A 17640-nucleotide genomic window follows, 5' to 3' on the forward strand; every position below is an offset into this window, starting at 1 on the left:
TTATGCAAGTTCGCCCTTGATAAACTGAACCAAGAATTGAGAAGGACACGCTGTGCAGCCTGATTTTTTTTAAAATCCTTGGGTTTTGAGTGAGTGCTACCTAGCGATCATAGACTTATGAAATTGACTCTAAATCCAATTTAGCCCCGCAAAGTGACCGATTTGAGACAAAATGAGTGGATAAATCCAACATAGCCTAAAATCGAGGCTGGGGGGCCGGGAGTCGGTGGACGGATGTCTGCGAGACGGATGTCTGCGAGACGGATGGCTGCGAGACGGATGGCTGCGAGATTGGTGGCTGCGAGACGGGTGGCTGCGAGCCGGATGTCTGCGAGCCAGGTGTCCGCGAGCCAGGTGTCCGCGAGCCGGGCGTCTGCGCGCCGAGGGTCGGGAGCTTGAGCTGTTAAGCTATACATAGCTAAAAAGCTTCCCTTTCCAACGGGAAGCTTCTTCTTTTATCCGATTTACTAAGCCAGCTTCGGAATCAGTCCGCCCTCAAGCTTATCGCCAGGCGCGAATCCGAGGCCATCCGTTACAATATGCCCCGCACCGCTGTACCGCGTGCCATCCTCCATGAAGATAATCGCAAGCGCCCGGCGCGGCTTGTCACTCATATTCGCATGCGCGAAATGGAACGTCATCCCGTCATGGAACGTGCAGCTGCCTGCCTTCATCCGGCAGATGACCGCCGTGTTGCGGTCAAGCTCCTTCGCACCCTCCTGCAGAAAAATATCCTCAGGCGTCACAAGGTCAACGCCCTTCAAATTCTTGATCTTCTGCGACTTCGGCACGAACATCATGCAGCCGTTATGCTCATCGACATCATCGAGCGCAACCCAGATCGAGAACGCAACCATCGGCTTATCGCCTTCAACCGGCCAATACGGACGGTCCTGATGCCAAGGCGTCACCTTGGAATCGCCCGGCATCTTCAGCAGCGCATGATCGTGGAACAGCCGAATCCCGTCAAAGCCGGTCAGCTGCTTGCCAAGATCGGCGAAGCGCTCGCCAAGCACGAACCTCGCCATTCCGCCGTGATCGCGCCAAGTGTTGACACGCTGGTTCAGCACCTTGTAGTACGCGCCTCCCGCCTCGGAGGTCTGTACGCCTCGTCCGCCCTGCGCATTCATCGTCTCGTCCATATGCTGGCGAAGCTCTTCCAATTCCTCCGCCGATAACACGTTATCGATTTGCACAAAGCCATTTTCACGGTAAAAATTCACTTTATCTTCGCTAAGCTGCAGCTTCGAACTGATCATCTGCCTTACTCCCCTTCACGCTATAGGATATACCTTTACTGTACATCTGTAAGCGGTATCCTTCTTGGAGGATATGGGGAAAAACTAAGACGATCTGCCAAAAAGCACGCCTAATTCATTTTTCCAGCTGTCATAGCAGCCATCAGTTCTTGCAAATAAGGCAGCAGCATTGGACGCAAGTCCTCACGCGAGAGGCCCATCTCGATGATCGCCTTCATGTAGCCGACTTTATCGCCGATATCATAACGCAGCCCAGGAAGCTCAAGCGCTGCGAGCCCTTCCTTCAAGCACATCGCATGCAGCGCATCCGTCAGCTGATATTCGCCGTTCGCTCCGCGATCGATATTTTCAAGCACGTCGAAAATTTCCGGTTTCAGCACATATCGGCCCATAATCGCAATGTTCGAAGGGGCATCGGCAACGGCCGGCTTCTCGACAAGTCCGTTTACCTGATGCAATCCGCCCAGCGGTTCGCCGCTAGTTGCGATAATGCCGTACTTGCTGACATCCGACTCCGGCACCGGCTTCACGCCGATGACTTGCTGGCCTGTACGATAATGAACATCAATAAGCTGCGACAGCGCCGGAGGCTCGGACACCATAATGTCATCCCCTAGCAGAACGGCGAACGGCTCGTCGCCGATGAACTGTTTGGCACATAGAATCGCATGCCCTAGACCAAGCGGCTCCTTCTGCCGGATGAAATGTATGCTCGCCATCCCGCTGATCGCCTGCACTTCTTCAAGCAGCTTCTGATTGCCTTTGGATTCAAGCAGCTGCTCAAGCTCAATCGATTTGTCAAAATGATCCTCGATCGATTTCTTATTCCGGCCCGTCACGATAATGATGCTCTCGATACCGGACTGCACCGCTTCCTCCACAATATATTGAATGGCTGGTTTATCGACGATTGGCAGCATTTCCTTCGGCTGCGCCTTCGTTGCCGGCAAGAACCTTGTACCTAGCCCGGCTGCCGGAATAACAGCTTTACGAATTTTCGTTGTCATTGATTGGCTACACTCCCTGCTCCGCCGAATACGAAATACTACGAAACAATAATAGAATAACACACTTTATTAACCATATGAATCACATCCTCGGTGTATCTGCATCGCCTCTTCGTGCGCTTCTACCGCAACGCCCTCCCGCGCCGTCCACTACTCTTGCCGATGTATCGGCAGTTGGCTATTATAAAGTTAAAGAGACGAAGAACGTCCATCTTGGTTGACGCTAGTTAGCAGCGGCTGCCGGATGGACGTTTTTGTTTTAACGTAGGAGGTCGACGAGATGGATTTCTCACAAACATACGAAGCGTTCATGCATTTTCACATTGCTCAAAGGAACGGCGAGAGGAAGGGGCGTCTGCAGACCCGAAACTTTCACGCAGAAAAGCTGTTTTTGGAAAATGTCTGGTGGCTTCTGAAAGGTAACTTAGATGATTTGCACCCCGAGTATGAAATCATGGACTGGCGCAGCCGCTCCTACTTCGCCGATTTTGCCTGGCTTCCCGAAGGTGGTACGACGAAGTGGCTCATCGAGATTAAAGGCTACAATTCCCATGTCCGCGACATGGATCGCCAAGGTTACTGCAATGAACTCAATCGCGAGTTGTTTCTGCAGAGCCTCGGCTATCGGATTATTTCCTTCGCTTATGATGATGTAGCGAACCGGGGCGACGTGTGCGTGCTGCTTCTGCGCATGCTGTTTAGTCGGTATGAGCCCTCGAGCTCGCATCAGCCGCTTGTCCGGTTGGCCGAAACTGAAATTGTACGCCTTGCTTCCTCGCAAGTGAAGCCTGTTCGTCCGCTTGATGTAAAACGTCATCTTAACATCAATTACCGATCGGCCAATCGATATTTAACTAATTTAGTTAGCAACGGCTGGCTGAAACCAATTCCTGGCGCATCTGGCAAAAGAACGATCGGCTATCGGCTAACACAGCAAGCCATGAATTACTTCGATTAAGTGCAAATATGCACCTATTTCGCTGACTATACGCTACCTCGCCGAAATAGTGCTAATATACACTTATTTTGGACTCAAGCCCGCGAAATTGCCCATTCAGCCGAATATAGTTGCATTTTCACACTTATGTCCGAGCACTACCGCGATTTCACTTCTGTTAAGTGCTTATTTACCACTTTTCAGAGATTCTCGCTTTCGGTAGGCAGGCCACCCGGGGGCAGCAGGTGAGATAGGATATAGGTTGATTAGCGCTGTAAGCCTCTTCGCATTCGAATAAGTGCAAATATGCACCTATTTCGCTGACTATACGCCATCTCGCCGAAATAGGTGCTAATATACACTTATTTCGAACTCAAACCCGCGGAATTGCCCATTCAGCCGAAAATAGTTGCATTTTCGCACTTATGTCCGAGCACTACCGCGATTCCACTTCTGATAAGTGCTTATTTGCACTTATCAGAGATTCTCACTTTCGGTAGGTAGGCCAACCGGGGCAGCAGTTGAGATAGGATAGGTTGATTAGCACCAAAAAAAACTCAACCCGCGCCCCAGGCGCAAGTTGAGTTTCTCTCCAATCCCCTACTCCTTCACCGACCCCAGCATAATCCCCGAGATGAAGAACCGCTGCAGGAACGGATACACGAGCATGATCGGCAGCATCGAGGCGAAGATCTTCGCCGCGCCGAGCGTTTTGTCGGAGACGGACGCCAGCCGCTTCACGTCTTCGAGCGATTGCATCAGCGTCGGGTCGATTCGCACGACGAGCTGCTGCATGTACGTCTGGAGCGGAATGCCGCTCTCGTGGTTGATGAAGATGAGGCCGAGCATGAACTCGTTCCATACCGTTACGATCAGGAACAGCGTCGTCGTCGCAAGCACCGGCATCGACAGCGGCATGTAGATCCGGAACGCCTTATACCACGGGCCCGCGCCGTCCATCGCCGCCGATTCGTCGAGCTCCTTCGGAATGCTGCGGAAGTAGTTGACGATCAGAATGACGTTGAACACGTTCACAAGCATCGGCAGCACGAGCACCCAGAAGTTGTTCATCAGGTGCATCTGGCGAACGACGAGGTAGAACGGGATGAGGCCGCCGTTGAACATCATCGAGAAGACGAGCAGCCACATGTACACATTGCGCAGCTTGAACTCGCGAACCGAACGCGACAGCGGATAAGACATCAACAGCGAGATGAAGAAGCTGATCGCACAGGTGACCACAACCCGCTTCACCGAGACCCAGAACGAACTGAAGAACACGCTGTCCTCATACAGCTTCTTGTACGACTCAATCGTGAACCCTTTCGGGAAGACGGTGACGAAGCCAGCCATCGCTTTTGCAGGCATACTAAAGGAAATCGCTAAGTTATGAATGATCGGGAACAGGGACGAGAACGAGATCAGCGCGAGCAAGATAACGAGCACAGCCTCTGCTGCCTTCGCCCCTGGCGTAGTGTTGCGTACCATATATACTTCCTCCCCTCTTTGCTAGAAAATACGATAGTTTGCGAACCGGCTGGCCAATGAGTACGAGAAAATAATGAGGACGAAGCTGACAGCGGACTTCATCAGGCCGATCGCCGTTCCTATCTCGTAATGGCCTTCCTCAATCCCGGACCGGAACACATACGTATCGATAATGTCGGAGGAGTCGTACACGAGCGTGTTGTACAAATTGAATATTTGGTCAAAGCCGGCATTCAGCACGTTCTGCAGGCTGAGAGTGCCAACTAGTACGATCGTTGTCGCGATACCGGGCAGCGTGACATACTTCAGCTTCTGCATCCGCGTCGCGCCGTCAATATCGGCCGCTTCATACAGGGAAGGATTAATGCCGGTCAATGCCGCCAAATAGATGATAGTGCCAAATCCGAATTCCTTCCAAATATCCGAGCCGACGATGATCGTCCGGAACCAGAAGTTATCCCCCATGAACATGATTTGTTCTGTGCCAAACAAGCTGTGCAGCATTTGATTAATAATGCCGTCTACGGCAAACAGATCCCTTAGAATACCTGCAAGGAGAACCCAAGACAGGAAGTGCGGCAAGTACACGATCGTCTGTACGACGCGTTTGAACCATTGAAACCGCAGCTCATGCAGCATGAGCGCAAACACAATTGGAATGAGGAAGCCGAAGGCAATCTTCATCAGCGCGATAATGACGGTATTCTTAAACACGCGCAGGGCAACCGGTGTATCGAAGACGAACGAGTAATTCTCCCAGCCTGTCCAAGGCGAATGCCAAATGCCTTTCGTCGGGATAAAATGCTTGAACGCCAGCACGATTCCGCCCATCGGCCAAATGGTGAAGATGAGAATCAGCAGCATGCCTGGAAGCAGCATTAGGTTAAAATGGATTTGCTCGGACCATTTGCGGCGCATTGCATTCCCTCCGCTTTCAGTTTACTTGTGAGAAGTGAAGAAGGACGCGAGACACTATAGCCCCGCGTCCTCCCCATCACCTTATTTGCTGAGCGCTTCGTTAATTTCTTTCAAAATATCGTCGCCGCCCTGTGCTTTCCAGTCGCTGACGAATTGGTCAAACTCTTGATCCGCATCGGCCTTGCCCATGATGATCTTGTGGTACGCCTTCATTTGCAGCTCGTTCAGCGCCGTCAGTTTCTTCTCCATTGTCGGTGTCGTACCGTCAAATGCAGAGTAAACGACGTTGGACTCAAGCTTCGCTGCCGAACCCATTGCATCATACCAGCTGCGTGTATTTTGCCATTGCAGCAAGTTTTTGCTCGCGGCTTGCGGCTGGGATTGCAGCTCATCGATGAACTTCTTAATGTTCGTGAATGCATCATTGTTTTTGAATGGAAGTGTTGCAGGGTCTTTCTCGCCGTTAACGGCTGCTACGATATCTTTCGCTTGGTTTACGATGTCATCTGTACGCATGATGCTGATGCCGGACCAGATTGTAGCCTTCTCATTCGCATCCTTGTACTTGTCTTGCGAAGTCTTAACCCACCATTCGGTGTCGCGGTTCGCGTTATATACGTTGAGCCATTTTATCGGCAGCTCTGGGTATTTGAAGCCCTTCTTCACAACAAGCACCGTGTTCGAAGTGTTTGTAGCGCCCATGTTCAGCTTGCCGTTCTTCGCAGGGATTGCATATGGCTTCCAGTCCGCATCAGGTACGTTCTGCAGGGTCATGAACAGCGGGTACCATACGCCCCACCAAGCTTGACCTACGATACCAGCGCGGCCGCTAGCAAGCAGCTCTTGCAGTTGACCTGTATCCTTCAGGGCAAAATCCTTCTCGATCTCGCCGTTCTTGTACAGATCCGCAATCACTTTAAGCGAATCCTTGATTTGCGGCTGGATACCGCCGTATACGACGCTGCCGGAAGCGTCTTTATAGAACAGGCGAGGGTAAGCATCGAACTGATCGAAAATGAAACCTGGTCCGAACAAACCGTCCGTCTCTGTTTGCATTTGCATTGCTAATGGAACCGTAGTTCCTTTGCCAGCTGGATCGCTATCCTTGAACGCTTTAGCGATGGCTTCAACGTCCTCGAGCGTTTTCGGCTCAGGAAGGTTCAGCTTCTTGCGCCAGTCGTCGCGGACCCAGACAAAATTCATGCCCTCAAGCGCGCTTTGACCTGGCATGCCGTAGAGCTTGCCGTCAATCTTGTACAGATCCAAGCCGCGGTTGTCAGCGGAAGCGAACGCTTCTTTGATCGCTGGGGAAGCGTATTTGTCGTATGCGGATGTCAGATCCTCGATCATGTCCGCTTCTACGAGACGTTTTACAGTCGCTTGCACTTCGGTAATGTTCTTGCCGACGATTTGGAACACATCCGGGATGTCGTTACCGCCGATCGACAGGTCCAGCTTCTTCTTGTAAGCGTCGCCGTCCTGCGGAGCCATCCATACGAACTTCGGCTTCACGTTCAGCTTCTCTTCCATGAACTTGTTGAAGACGTTGTCTTCGTACGACTCGCCTTCAGGGAATTTCGGGTTATTCATCGTTGGGCGGATCGTTGTGAACTCCACCAGCTCGGGGTATTTGCCGAACGGGTCTGCCGGTGCTACAGTTTCTGTTTCAGCTGCTGCATCGTTCGTAGCTGCGGCATTATCCGTTGTTGCTGCAGCGTTGTTGCCGCTTGCTGCCGTGTTGTTGCCAGTAGTCTCATTGCTTGTATTGTTGCCGCCATTGTTGCCGCATGCACTAACGAAGACCATGAGTAAAACGAAAATCAAACCTGCCATGCGTTTCATCATTTTGTCTAAAGCCCCTCTCTCTGACAAAGATTCAGTATGTTTGATTCGATTCCAATCATATCGCGCCAATCGATGAGGGCTGTATGGAAAAAATGCACCTTATGACTGAACATTGTCAGAACATCAGGGTGCATCTTACAAATGTCTCTCCTCGGATTACACTTTTCCCTCTGGATATTCACGCGGCTACCTCGCAGCCGCAGGCGGCCATCGTTTCAGGTCGCTCGGTCCCGCCGCTTCGTCACGGTACACCTTCGGCGCCTTGCCCGTCTCCTGCCGGAACAGCTTGCGGAAGTACGACTCATCCGCGAAGCCGCATCTCGCGGCAATATCCTGCACGGCAAGCTCCGAATGCGCAAGGAGCCGCTTCGCCTGATCCATCCGGAGCAGCCGCATGTAGTCGTTGTAGGTCGCCCCGGTCGTCCGTTTGAAGCAGTCGCTGAAGTAGCCCCGGCTTAAGTGCACCTCCGCAGCCGCTTCCTCCTGCGTAATGCCATCGTCCATGTGCAAGAGCGACCACTCAATGGACTGGATAATACGGGTCATAATGTCCTTATCGATGCCGATGTTCTGGTCGAGCATTCCCCGCACCGAACGACGTACGCGCTGCAGCCAGCTCTTCCAATCCGTCCACGTCTGCAGGCTGCCTGCCTCTTCCAGCAGCGCGAACCGCTCTTCCCAGCGCAGCATGCTGCGCCATGCCCATACCGACTGATGCACCGTCTCGGCGAGGCGGTTCGGCTCCGGACGCTGCTCCGCGATTTCATCAAGCAGCCGCTCCCACAGCTCGTCTTGATAGAGCCAGTCGAAGGCGCGCCACATGCGCACCCAATCCTCGCGCGGCTGCGACGGCTTGGATTCCCAGAGCAGCACCTCTTGCATCGAATCGTGAATCGCGGCAGCAGACTCCGTATGCTCGAGCACATAGAAAGAGTGGCGGCGGACATACGTCTCCAGAAGCGGCTTCAACCGGCTGCGATCGCGGGTCTGCACATGATGCAGGCAGAAGACGGCCCATCTGCCCTTCAGCTTCTCCGCAGGCTCGCCCCCCGGCTCGAACGCCAACTCCTCCGTAAACCAGACGCCGCCCGGCAGCGGGTCGAGCGGACGATCCTTCAATGCGGGCTGCGCATACAGCTCCTGCACTTTGCAATCCGGCGCGAGCGGCATGAGCAGCGATGTCGTCTTGCCAAGCGGAACCGCCGCAGGCTGCGTGCTGGCCGGCCGCTCTTCCTTCGCCGCGAGCCGCTCCGCGATGCGCCCGAACAGCCGATCGAGCTTCTCGTCATCCAGCTCGGTCTTCACGATATAGTCGATCGCGCCCAGACGCAGCGCGTCCTGCACATATTGAAAGTCCTGATGGCAGGTCAGAATCGCCGTCTCCGTATGCGGATGCTTCTCCTTCACGACCCGCATCAGGTCGAACCCGGACAGCCCGGGCATCGACAGGTCGGTCACGAGCAGATCGACCGGCTCCTTCTCCATCCACGCGAGCGCCTGCTCCCCGCCCTCGAAATCCGCCATAACCTCCATGCCATGCTTGTCCCAAGGCAAGATATGCAGAAGTCCTTTGCGCACGATATGCTCGTCATCTACCAGAATCGCCCGAATCATAGCTGTCGCCTCCCATGCCTTTCAGGATAAGTATCGTAATCGACGTTCCACGGCCAAGCTCGCTCTCTATTCGCAAGCCGGAGCTTTCGCCGTAATAAGCTTGAATGAGCCGGTGGACGAAGCTGAGCCCGATGCCCATGCCGACGCTGCGACCGCCCGCGGACTTGTCCTCCAGCAACGACTGCAGCCGATCCGGCGGCATGCCCTCCCCGTTGTCCGCGACGCACATGACGATACCGCCGTCCGGATGCGGATCAATGCTGACCTTAATCATCCCGTCACGGTTGCGGAACCCATGATAGATTGCATTCTCTACGAGCGGCTGCAGCACGAACCGCGGAATCATCTCGTTAAGCGTCGACGGATTGATGTCCATCCGTACATCGAACTGGTGGCTGTACCGAATATTTTGCAGGGCGAGATAATCGTTAAGATTGTCCACTTCCTCCTGCACCCGGACATGCGTCCCTTCCTTGCCGAGGTTGTAATGCAGAATGCGCGTGAAGTGCGTAATCAGCCGGACGATCTCGTTCTGCTTGTTCATCTTCGCAATGACCTGGACGGTGTTGAGCGTGTTATGGATAAAATGAGGATTGATCTGATGCTTCAGCTTCTCCACCTCGACATTGCTCTTCGCCTTCTCCCGCCGTTCGATCTCCTTGAGCAGATCGAAGACGCGGTCCTTCATGGCATAGAACCGGCCGAGCACCTCGTCGAACTCGCGAAGCCGCAGCCATTTCTTCGGCCGATGCGCCAGATCGTCGCCGACGCCTTCAATCTCCCGGCGGAACACGTGCAGCGGTCTATAAATCGTGCGCCAGCAAATATACGCAAGCAGCAGACTGAGCAGCAGCGAGAACATCCCCACCGTCACATACTTGCCGAACCACGAGTTCACTTCGTTCTGGAAAGCATCGCCCTTCATGACGACGGCGAGCTTCCAGCCTTGCTCGCTTGCAGTGATGAAGCGCAAATCGCGGATCGAGCTCTTGGAATCATGGAGTTTAAATTTGGCTTGCATCGGAAAATGCGCCGGATCCTCGCTGTAGACGATCCGGTCGTTCTTATCCAGCAGCAGATGCTTCACGGTCTCCCCGTATTGCACATTGTTGAACAGCCGCTGAAGCGTATTGAAATTGCTCTCTACGTATACATAAAACGACGTGTTCGTCTCATAATCGCTCACTTTGCGAGCGAGAGAGAACACCTGCGTATGATCTTCATTGTACTTGTCTGTCGACTGGTGAGGGGCGAAATACATGACGCCGTTCGCTTCAAGCAGCAGAGGATGCTGCGTGATGTGAATAACGCTCTGGGTTGGGTAGCTTTGCATGAAAGGCTGGTTCGTCTTCGCATCGAGCAGCGCAATAATGCCCGCAAAGGGGCTGGAGTAGTTAATAAGCGACATCCGGTCGAGCACGCCGAGCAAAATATCTTTGCGCTCGATCTGGTCGTCGGACACCATATAGTGCTGCACGCGGGTCGTGATCGATTTATCGAGCGCCAGCTGCTGGGCAGCGAAATTCAAGTTTTTGAGGATGTTGTCGAGACCGATAAGCTCCTTCTCCAAGTTTTCCTGGACCCCGCTCTTCAGCTTATTTTCCATAAAAGAGTGGAAGGAGTAGTACGAAACGCCGCCGAGCAGCGAGACTGGCACGATGGAGCTGAGCAGCAAGATGACGATCATTCTGCCTTTGATGGAATCCCGAAGCAGCGACAGCATAGGATGACCTCTTTCTTACGAAGTTTCGTGGGTTTCGTGAAAATCCGGTAGGTTGCCCTATTCGACCTTAAATGACAATTTCCTTCTGCTGGAAATAAAAGGACGCCCAAACCGATGAATCGGTTTGGGTGTCCGCCTGCATTTGTGTTCGCTTAATGCTTAACGATTAACGCAGATACTCCGCAAGCCGCGCGATCGCGACTGCCGCCTCGGCGCGCGTAACTTTCGCCTTCGGCTGGAACTTGCCGTCCTTCGACACCGTCATAAGCCCCGTCGCGACTGCGGATTGAACCGCGCTGAGCGATTGCGCCGACACCTGCTTCTGATCCTTCAGGAGGACCGCGTCCGGATCACTCACCTTGCGGCCGGTTCCGGCTTCGTACGCATGGGCGAGCAGAACCGCCAATTGCTCGCGGCTGACTTCCGCCTTCGCGTCGTTGCTGCTCGCCTGCGGCGCGATGCCGGTCAGCTTCGCCGCCGTGCGCGACTGCGCGTAGGCTGCAAGACGAGTGAGCAGCGTATCGAGCTCTCCGGTGGTCAGTGACTGCTTCGGACGGAAGCCGCTCGCATTAGCTGCCACGATATGGTCGGCAACGAGCGTCTTCACCGCATCGTAAGCGAAATGACCTTGCGGCACATCGCTGAACGGCTGCTCGTCCGTACCGAGCAAGGAAGTGAGCGCCTCATACTTCGGCGTGTTCAGCCCATCGAAAATATCCTCCGTCGCGCCCCACATGCCGTAACGGTTGTAACCGCTTGACAACGTGAAGTACATGAACATATCGCCGTCCTGCGCTAGGAAGTTGTTGCCGACATCGTATTTCACCAAGTCGCCCATCCGCTCGGAGCGATGCGCCGCGATGCGATTGTCGACATTCACGGTGCTTCCTCCGCCTGAATCTGGACCGCCTTCGTAGGTGAACGATTTGAGACCATATTGATCAGCCAGCGAAATCAGCTTCACTTTATTGCCATCCGGCTTGCTGGCATTCGCGCTGTCCGCCTGCATGGCCGTCAGCACCTCGGTTGCAGAGGCTGCTTCTCCTGCCGCATTCGAATTAAAGTACGGCGCGCTTGCAATGGCATAGAAATACTGCTTCGGATCGCCGTACACCTTGGATACCCAGTTCAGCATATCCTCGTATTGATCGGGAATGATGGCAAACCAGCTAAGCACCGGCCTAACGCGGGTATTGAGCGCATCTTCGCCAAACTCGGACTGGAACTGCCGGCCAATCTCGATCAGCCGCTGCGCGATGCGATGGCGCGTCCACGAGCGCTTCTCCGGCGTATAGTCCGCATCGTTCGGATCGTCGAAATACGACTTCATCGTGTATTTGTTCAGATCCGAGCCAGGCTGCGAGCCTTCCGCGATGGCAGCCGCTTTATTGTAGGCTTGCTGCGTGAAGAGATCGTTCCATACTTCATTCGAATATTCCACGTAGATATGAACGCTCGGATCAAGCTTCTCCTTGAGCAGCTTCGCAAGCTGCTTGATATAATCGTCGCTTGCCGCGACAGGAATGTTGATCCAGATATCCTTCTTCGTCTCGTTCGCGAGCTCGATGACATACTCCCATGCCACGCCCTGGGTGCCGTCTTGCTCGAGCTGCGTCGCATCCGTCGTTAACTTCCGGTCCTTCCATTCCGTCAAGGCCGGGTACGCCCCGTTGTTGTTGTTCGTGCTCAGCCAATCCATGAACCGAAGCGTACCGAACGGCTGCAGCGCCCGCAGAAACTCGCGCGTGAACGTCTCCTTGCCGCCCGCCTCGTAACCAGGCCGCATCAGCTTCAGATTTTGAACGCCGCCGCTCGTTTGTTTAAAGCTCATGAAGAGCAGACCGCTGCCTTTCGGCAAGTTCACATCTGCCGTCGTCGTATTGGTCTTCTTATCGTAGCGTTGATTCGTCACCGTGAACGGACTGGATGGGTCCATATTGCCGATGACCGCTTGTCCTGCGAACGACAGCTTGTACGTTCCGCTAATGTCCGGGAACCGCTTGAACGGATCGTCAATATCATTCAGCCACGCCGCGACCGGACGCTGGTCGAATATAACCGATGCCGCGTCTTCAAGCGGCCAGCCGTTCTCGTCCACCTTCACGCCTGCGGAGCCATCCGCCTTCACCCACTGCCTCAGCGTCTTCGCCGCGTCTGCAAACTCGAATCCGCGCCCGCCGATTCCTTCGAGACCGATACCGATCTGACCTGGGTAAGTGTCCTTGGTCAGCTCCGGCAGCGGAGTAATCGTGTTCACGGTGAGCGTATTGGTTGGGAACGAATCCTGCGTTCCTTCCGAAGCTGCGACCTTGAACGCATTCGTGCTTCCAGCCTGCAAGCCCTCCACCGTGAATGACGGCTTGTCGGTCTCGCCCACTTTTGCATCGTTGTTATACACCTTATAGGTGACGTCCGAATGACCTTGCGGCGCATCCCATACGAGATCGACCGCAGTCTCCGTATTGTCCGTCGAGTGCAGGAATGATGGAGATATGGCTTCCTTCTTCACGTCCTCCGGCGACGACACCTTCTGGAGCACGACATCGTCGAGATAGAAATCCGAATTCGCCCATTTCACCAGCGTCAAATTCGAGTTCGACCGCTTCATCAGCTCCGGCGGAGCTGTGAATATCGTCTCGATGTAATGGTATGCGCCATCGGCAACACTAAAGTCGAGCTGCTTCGAGAAGCTCTTGCCGAGCGTCAGCTTCAAATTGCCGCCGGCATCGCCGTTCTTGTACTTATACCATGCGCCGAAACGGTACGTCCGGTTCGGCTCTAGCGCGCCGAAATCAAGTCCGGTGATTCCGAAGCCGCCCGGGATCTTAAGCGCCTGCTCCGCGCCGTGCGGCTCGTTCTTGCCGATATCGATGTTCACCCAGTTGGGCCAGCTTGTGGCACCGCTTTCAAAATCGCCGTTCGGAACGAGATTACTGCCATTCACAGCATCGTCTCCGGCTGATTCAGCCGAAACGATGGCAGATGCATTCATTGGTGCAAGCAGCAGTACCGCCATCGCGAACATGCCAATACGCTTCTTCAAATGAATCCTTCCTCTCTTCTTGATCGTGGATAAAGAAATATGGGAAAGAACCTCCGGCGCCGACATTCAAGAAAAAGAACAGTGCACATGCCCTTGCCTGATTGCGCCTGAGACCGAAGGTTCTGATCACCCTAACTGGGTTAGGTTATAGCTCATTTGCTTCGTCGTAACGGATCGGAACGATGCCCCGCTCCTTCACGATGGCCAGCACGTCCTCGCGCATGAACAGAAGACGCTCGTTGATTCGGTCGGCGACGACCTGCTCGCTCTTGTAATCGGCATTTCCGAATGCGCGCATATCGGCTTCATCGTAGCCCGGATGGCCCACGATGAGATATTGGCCTGGCTCCGCATGCTTAAGGCGCGTAATGAGCGCGTCCACAGGATTGCTCACCTTGTCCGAGCCGCTTGCTGTCTCTGGAAGCAACTTGCTGTAGCGCTTATAATTGCGAATGCCTTCGCGCTCGCACCAGCGGTCGAACGGCTCGGCGATTTGCGGGATCGCCCATTCGAACACCATATGCGAATCGGCGTAGCTGATATGGAAGCCGAGGCTGCGCAGCCGGTCCAGCTGGGCTTGCAGCTCCGCCATCACTTCTTCGACCGCCGGTGCCCGATTCAGAAAATGTGCCGGCGTGGGCGTGAACATCCCTGTGTCCGGCTCCACAAGCGAAGGCACCTTCGCCGCGCCGAGAATCGGACCCCAGCGCACGTCCGTCCACTCCGCGTTCAGCGTTCCGTGGATGCCGAAGCAGACGTCGCGGCGTCCGGCGAGCAGCTCTGCGGCGTGCTCGATCGTCGGACCGACCGCCATGAGCGAGACGTTGCGGACGATGCCGCCTTCAATCGCATCGAGTATGGCGCGATCCGCCGTACGAGCGCTGCCCGCATCATCGGCTCTTGTGATGAGCCGGATCGATTGTTCCGTTGGTTGAGTTGGTTGAGTATACATCGCTAGAAGTCAGCTCCTTTAACCGCTTTATCATTAACTTAGCGAATGATTCGCGCCGTTAATCCTTCCGGCACGCGCACATAGTCGAACACTCGCACGCCGTCCTTGCCAAGATGCCATTTCACTTCAATAAGTCCGAGCGCATGAGGTACAGCGCCTTCGGCAGAGGTTACTCCGACTGCTTGCACGTCAATGACGACCTCGTTCGGATCGCGGTCAAGCTCCGGAAGCTGCACGCCAAGCACATGCCTCGACATGAAGTACGTCGGGCAGGACGACCAAGCGTGGCACAGGCTTTGGCCAAGATCGTAATACTCCGGCGTCTGCTTCAGCCCCTTCTGCAGGAACCAGCCCCAGCCTTGGCGCATCATCGTCTCTGCCGTTTCCGCCAAGCCAATCGCATAGAGACCCTCAAAAATATAGAACGAGAAGCTTGGGCTAACCTTCACGCCGTCTTCCGGACCATAACCGTTCACGAACAGCGATTCCAGCTCGCGCGCAACGTGGCGTCGAACCGGCTCCAGCTGTTCTGCGGTGAGTACGCCGGCACGCGCTGCGAACAAGCTCGCATGCGCCGAGTGCGTCGCCTTCTGTTCATTGTCGCTGTAGCAGCCGAGCTCCTCGTTCCAGAATGTCTCGCGAATGGAACGCTCGACGATCGCAACACGGCGGTTCAACTCGGAGAGGTCGGCCTCCCGGCCGATTACGGCCGCGAGCTTCGCCGCGCAGCGCAGCGCGATCAAGTACGTGCAGCTGAACACGCAGTGGATGCCTGTAATGTCCATGTAGCCTTTGACGATGGCGAGGTCGCCGTGGAAGCCGCCATAGTGCGCCTTAATGCCGCGCTTCACGTCCCATTCCGCGTCCAGCAGCATATCTTCGCGCTCATCCGCCAGCTCGTGGAACCAAGCGAGATTGTGCTGCATCGCATCCCAGTATGTCTCGATTAGCGCCGCATCTCCGGTCTGCGCGTAGTACGCCCAGAACCCTTCCAGCGCATTAAGCGCAAAGTCCGAAATCGTATAATCTCCCGTATTCGGATAGACAGCTCGGAACTTGCCAGTCTCATCCGGAGACTGCCCCATCAGCTGCAGGCTGCGGCGCATAAGCGCATGGTCGCCGAACACGGCCAGATTGTTGTGATATTGAATAATCGTGTCGCGGATGTACTGCCCGCGTTCGCGCGTGACGCAGTCTGTGTACGCATCTTCCATGTTGACCGCTTCGGTGCGTACGCCCATTTCCCAAATCTGCTCAAGCAGCGGATCGGAGCAGCGGAACGCGCCTTTCGTCTCTACCGGATAGCTCGCCGAGCGAAGCTCCAGCGCTTTCAGCTTCACGTCCTGCTTCGGTCCGCGAACGGTTAGCTGCACATAGCGGAAGCCTCGCGGCTGCGTCAGCCGCCAATCGAGCAGCGACTGCCGCTCGTCGGCATAAGCGCGATCGCCAAGGCCGTACCAGTGATAGTGGCGCAGATGTTTGCCGTCGGCGTTAAGATGCTCGCCATAGGTAAGATCCACGGTTGCGCCGCCAGCTCCCTCAAGCACGATGCGCGGCTGAACGAGCCGCGTTAAGCCCAGATCGAGCAGCAGCGAGAAGCCTTCCGGGTAGTCTGCCAGCTTGAACTCGCGATCGCTTAATTCCTCGATCGTGATCGATTCGAACGGATGGCCGAACGACTCCCAGCCGGTCGACATCGTCGGGCTTTCGCCTTGCTCCTCCGCTGTGACATCAATCCAGCCGCCGACTTCGGCAAGCATATCATCCGCAGCGTAAGGAAGCGCCTTGCCGCTGAGCGCGGATCGGAACAGATCCTCCGAGACGACTGGTGAACGACGGAACGCCACATTGGACTCCGGATTGCGGTCGGCCGAGACGAGTAATCCGCGGTTGTTAGGCAATGCTAAATAGTGGTGGAACATATCTTGAAGCGAATCATTTTTGACAAAATACGCATTCCATCCCTCATGCAAGCTGACGCGATGGTTCAGACGCATGCTCATGTCATCGGCATAGAGCCCTTTGGCAATCGGTTCGCCATTGATCCACGTGTTCTGATAGAACAGCCCGATCGTAATCTCCATCGCAGCCGGCGCATAGATCCACGTCTTCACGGTCATGAACCGGCTCGTCTGATCCGGCATATGAATCTCGTTCACATGCGGCATCGGCACGCTGAACGCATGAATCTGCTCGCGCTGCTGAAGCGGCAGCACATGCAGCATTTTCTCGACCGGCACCGGCTCGCCGGACATGAACGGAATCTGACGAGCTTCCGGCTCGCCCCATGCCGCTTGGTTCGCAAGCGCCACGCCGCGCTGCCAGCCGCTGTCGTCGAACTCGCGCCCGCTCCAGCCTGTCTCATCGAGGCGCTGATCGTAATGATCCGCCGCCTTCAGGAACAAGCTCGACTTCGCCGCGTAACGGTACGCCGGCACAGCAGCCGCCTTCCAATCCGCGCTTCCCGTTGTCAGCTCAATTCGCTCGCCGCTTGCCGTTGAAACTTCGCCCCACGCGGTGAAGCCTGCTTGCGAGAGCATTGTAATAAACGTCTTATGTCCGACATAGTTGACCTGAACGCCAATCACATTGCGTCCCACGGTCAACAGCTCGCTGAGGTCATGCGTATCGTACACCGGATGGCGCGGGTCGAAACGGACCGAGCCTGCGCGTACATATTCACCGTTCACGTACAGCTGATACGTCGTATCCGCGAACAGATGCAGCAGCGCTTGCGAAGGCTTCTCTTGCAGATCCAGCGTCAGGCGGAACCGCGCATACAGGTTGCGCCCTTGTCCGCTCTCGTCATACCAAATCGCCTGTGCATCGGCTGGTTTGGCCGTATTTTGCATGA

At 55.1% G+C, this 17640-nt stretch carries 12 protein-coding genes; 2 read left to right on the forward strand and 10 right to left on the reverse strand.

The genetic code is table 11. The features are described from left to right. Positions 1–234 precede the first annotated feature (234 nt). Positions 235–399 carry a hypothetical protein gene (locus A8990_RS31750; RefSeq protein WP_181909829.1) on the forward strand — a complete coding sequence of 55 codons (165 nt, stop codon included), beginning with the start codon at positions 235–237 and terminating at the stop codon, positions 397–399. A 68-nt stretch (positions 400–467) separates the two neighbouring features. On the opposite strand, the gene A8990_RS28445 is transcribed toward A8990_RS31750, so the two are convergent. Together A8990_RS28445 and galU are read right to left on the reverse strand one after the other, a co-directional pair. Then, positions 468–1259 carry a phytanoyl-CoA dioxygenase family protein gene (locus A8990_RS28445; protein ID WP_116192400.1) on the reverse strand — a complete coding sequence of 264 codons (792 nt, stop codon included), beginning with the start codon at positions 1257–1259 and terminating at the stop codon, positions 468–470. A gap of 110 nt (positions 1260–1369) precedes the next feature. Beyond that, positions 1370–2266, reverse strand: coding sequence for a UTP--glucose-1-phosphate uridylyltransferase GalU (gene galU, locus A8990_RS28450; protein WP_116192401.1), 897 nt, complete (start codon positions 2264–2266; stop codon positions 1370–1372). 280 nt (positions 2267–2546) lie between these two features. On the opposite strand from galU, the gene A8990_RS28455 reads away from it, so the two are divergent. Next, a complete protein-coding gene (locus A8990_RS28455; RefSeq protein WP_116192402.1) occupies positions 2547–3224 on the forward strand; it encodes a hypothetical protein in 678 nt (225 codons plus the stop codon). Between the two features lie 579 nt (positions 3225–3803). On the opposite strand, the gene A8990_RS28460 is transcribed toward A8990_RS28455, so the two are convergent. From A8990_RS28460 to A8990_RS28495, 8 genes are all read right to left on the reverse strand, one after another. Next, entirely contained in the window at positions 3804–4691 is an 888-nt protein-coding gene (locus A8990_RS28460; RefSeq protein WP_116192403.1) for a carbohydrate ABC transporter permease, read from the reverse strand. Between the two features lie 21 nt (positions 4692–4712). Beyond that, positions 4713–5609 carry an ABC transporter permease gene (locus A8990_RS28465; RefSeq protein WP_116192404.1) on the reverse strand — a complete coding sequence of 299 codons (897 nt, stop codon included), beginning with the start codon at positions 5607–5609 and terminating at the stop codon, positions 4713–4715. An 81-nt stretch (positions 5610–5690) separates the two neighbouring features. Next, positions 5691–7454 (reverse strand): type 2 periplasmic-binding domain-containing protein, encoded by a 1764-nt coding sequence (locus A8990_RS28470; protein ID WP_116192405.1) that lies wholly within the window; start codon positions 7452–7454, stop codon positions 5691–5693. 186 nt (positions 7455–7640) lie between these two features. Next, positions 7641–9068 carry a response regulator gene (locus tag A8990_RS28475; protein WP_116192406.1) on the reverse strand — a complete coding sequence of 476 codons (1428 nt, stop codon included), beginning with the start codon at positions 9066–9068 and terminating at the stop codon, positions 7641–7643. Further along, on the reverse strand, positions 9043–10791 hold the full coding sequence (locus A8990_RS28480) for a cache domain-containing sensor histidine kinase (protein WP_116192407.1): 1749 nt from the start codon (positions 10789–10791) through the stop codon (positions 9043–9045). The genes A8990_RS28475 and A8990_RS28480 overlap by 26 nt, the downstream gene beginning before the upstream one ends. 166 nt (positions 10792–10957) lie before the next feature. Next, positions 10958–13834: an S-layer homology domain-containing protein gene (locus tag A8990_RS28485; RefSeq protein ID WP_181909830.1), complete on the reverse strand. Its 2877-nt coding sequence runs from the start codon at positions 13832–13834 to the stop codon at positions 10958–10960. Between the two features lie 145 nt (positions 13835–13979). Further along, a complete protein-coding gene (locus A8990_RS28490) occupies positions 13980–14786 on the reverse strand; it encodes a ChbG/HpnK family deacetylase (protein ID WP_116192409.1) in 807 nt (268 codons plus the stop codon). Positions 14787–14824: 38 nt separating this feature from the next. Beyond that, entirely contained in the window at positions 14825–17638 is a 2814-nt protein-coding gene (locus A8990_RS28495) for an alpha-L-rhamnosidase-related protein (protein WP_181909831.1), read from the reverse strand. Between the last annotated feature and the right edge of the window lie 2 nt (positions 17639–17640).

It is taken from the genome of Paenibacillus taihuensis, assembly GCF_003386535.1.
Classification (GTDB): domain Bacteria; phylum Bacillota; class Bacilli; order Paenibacillales; family Paenibacillaceae; genus Paenibacillus_Z; species Paenibacillus_Z taihuensis.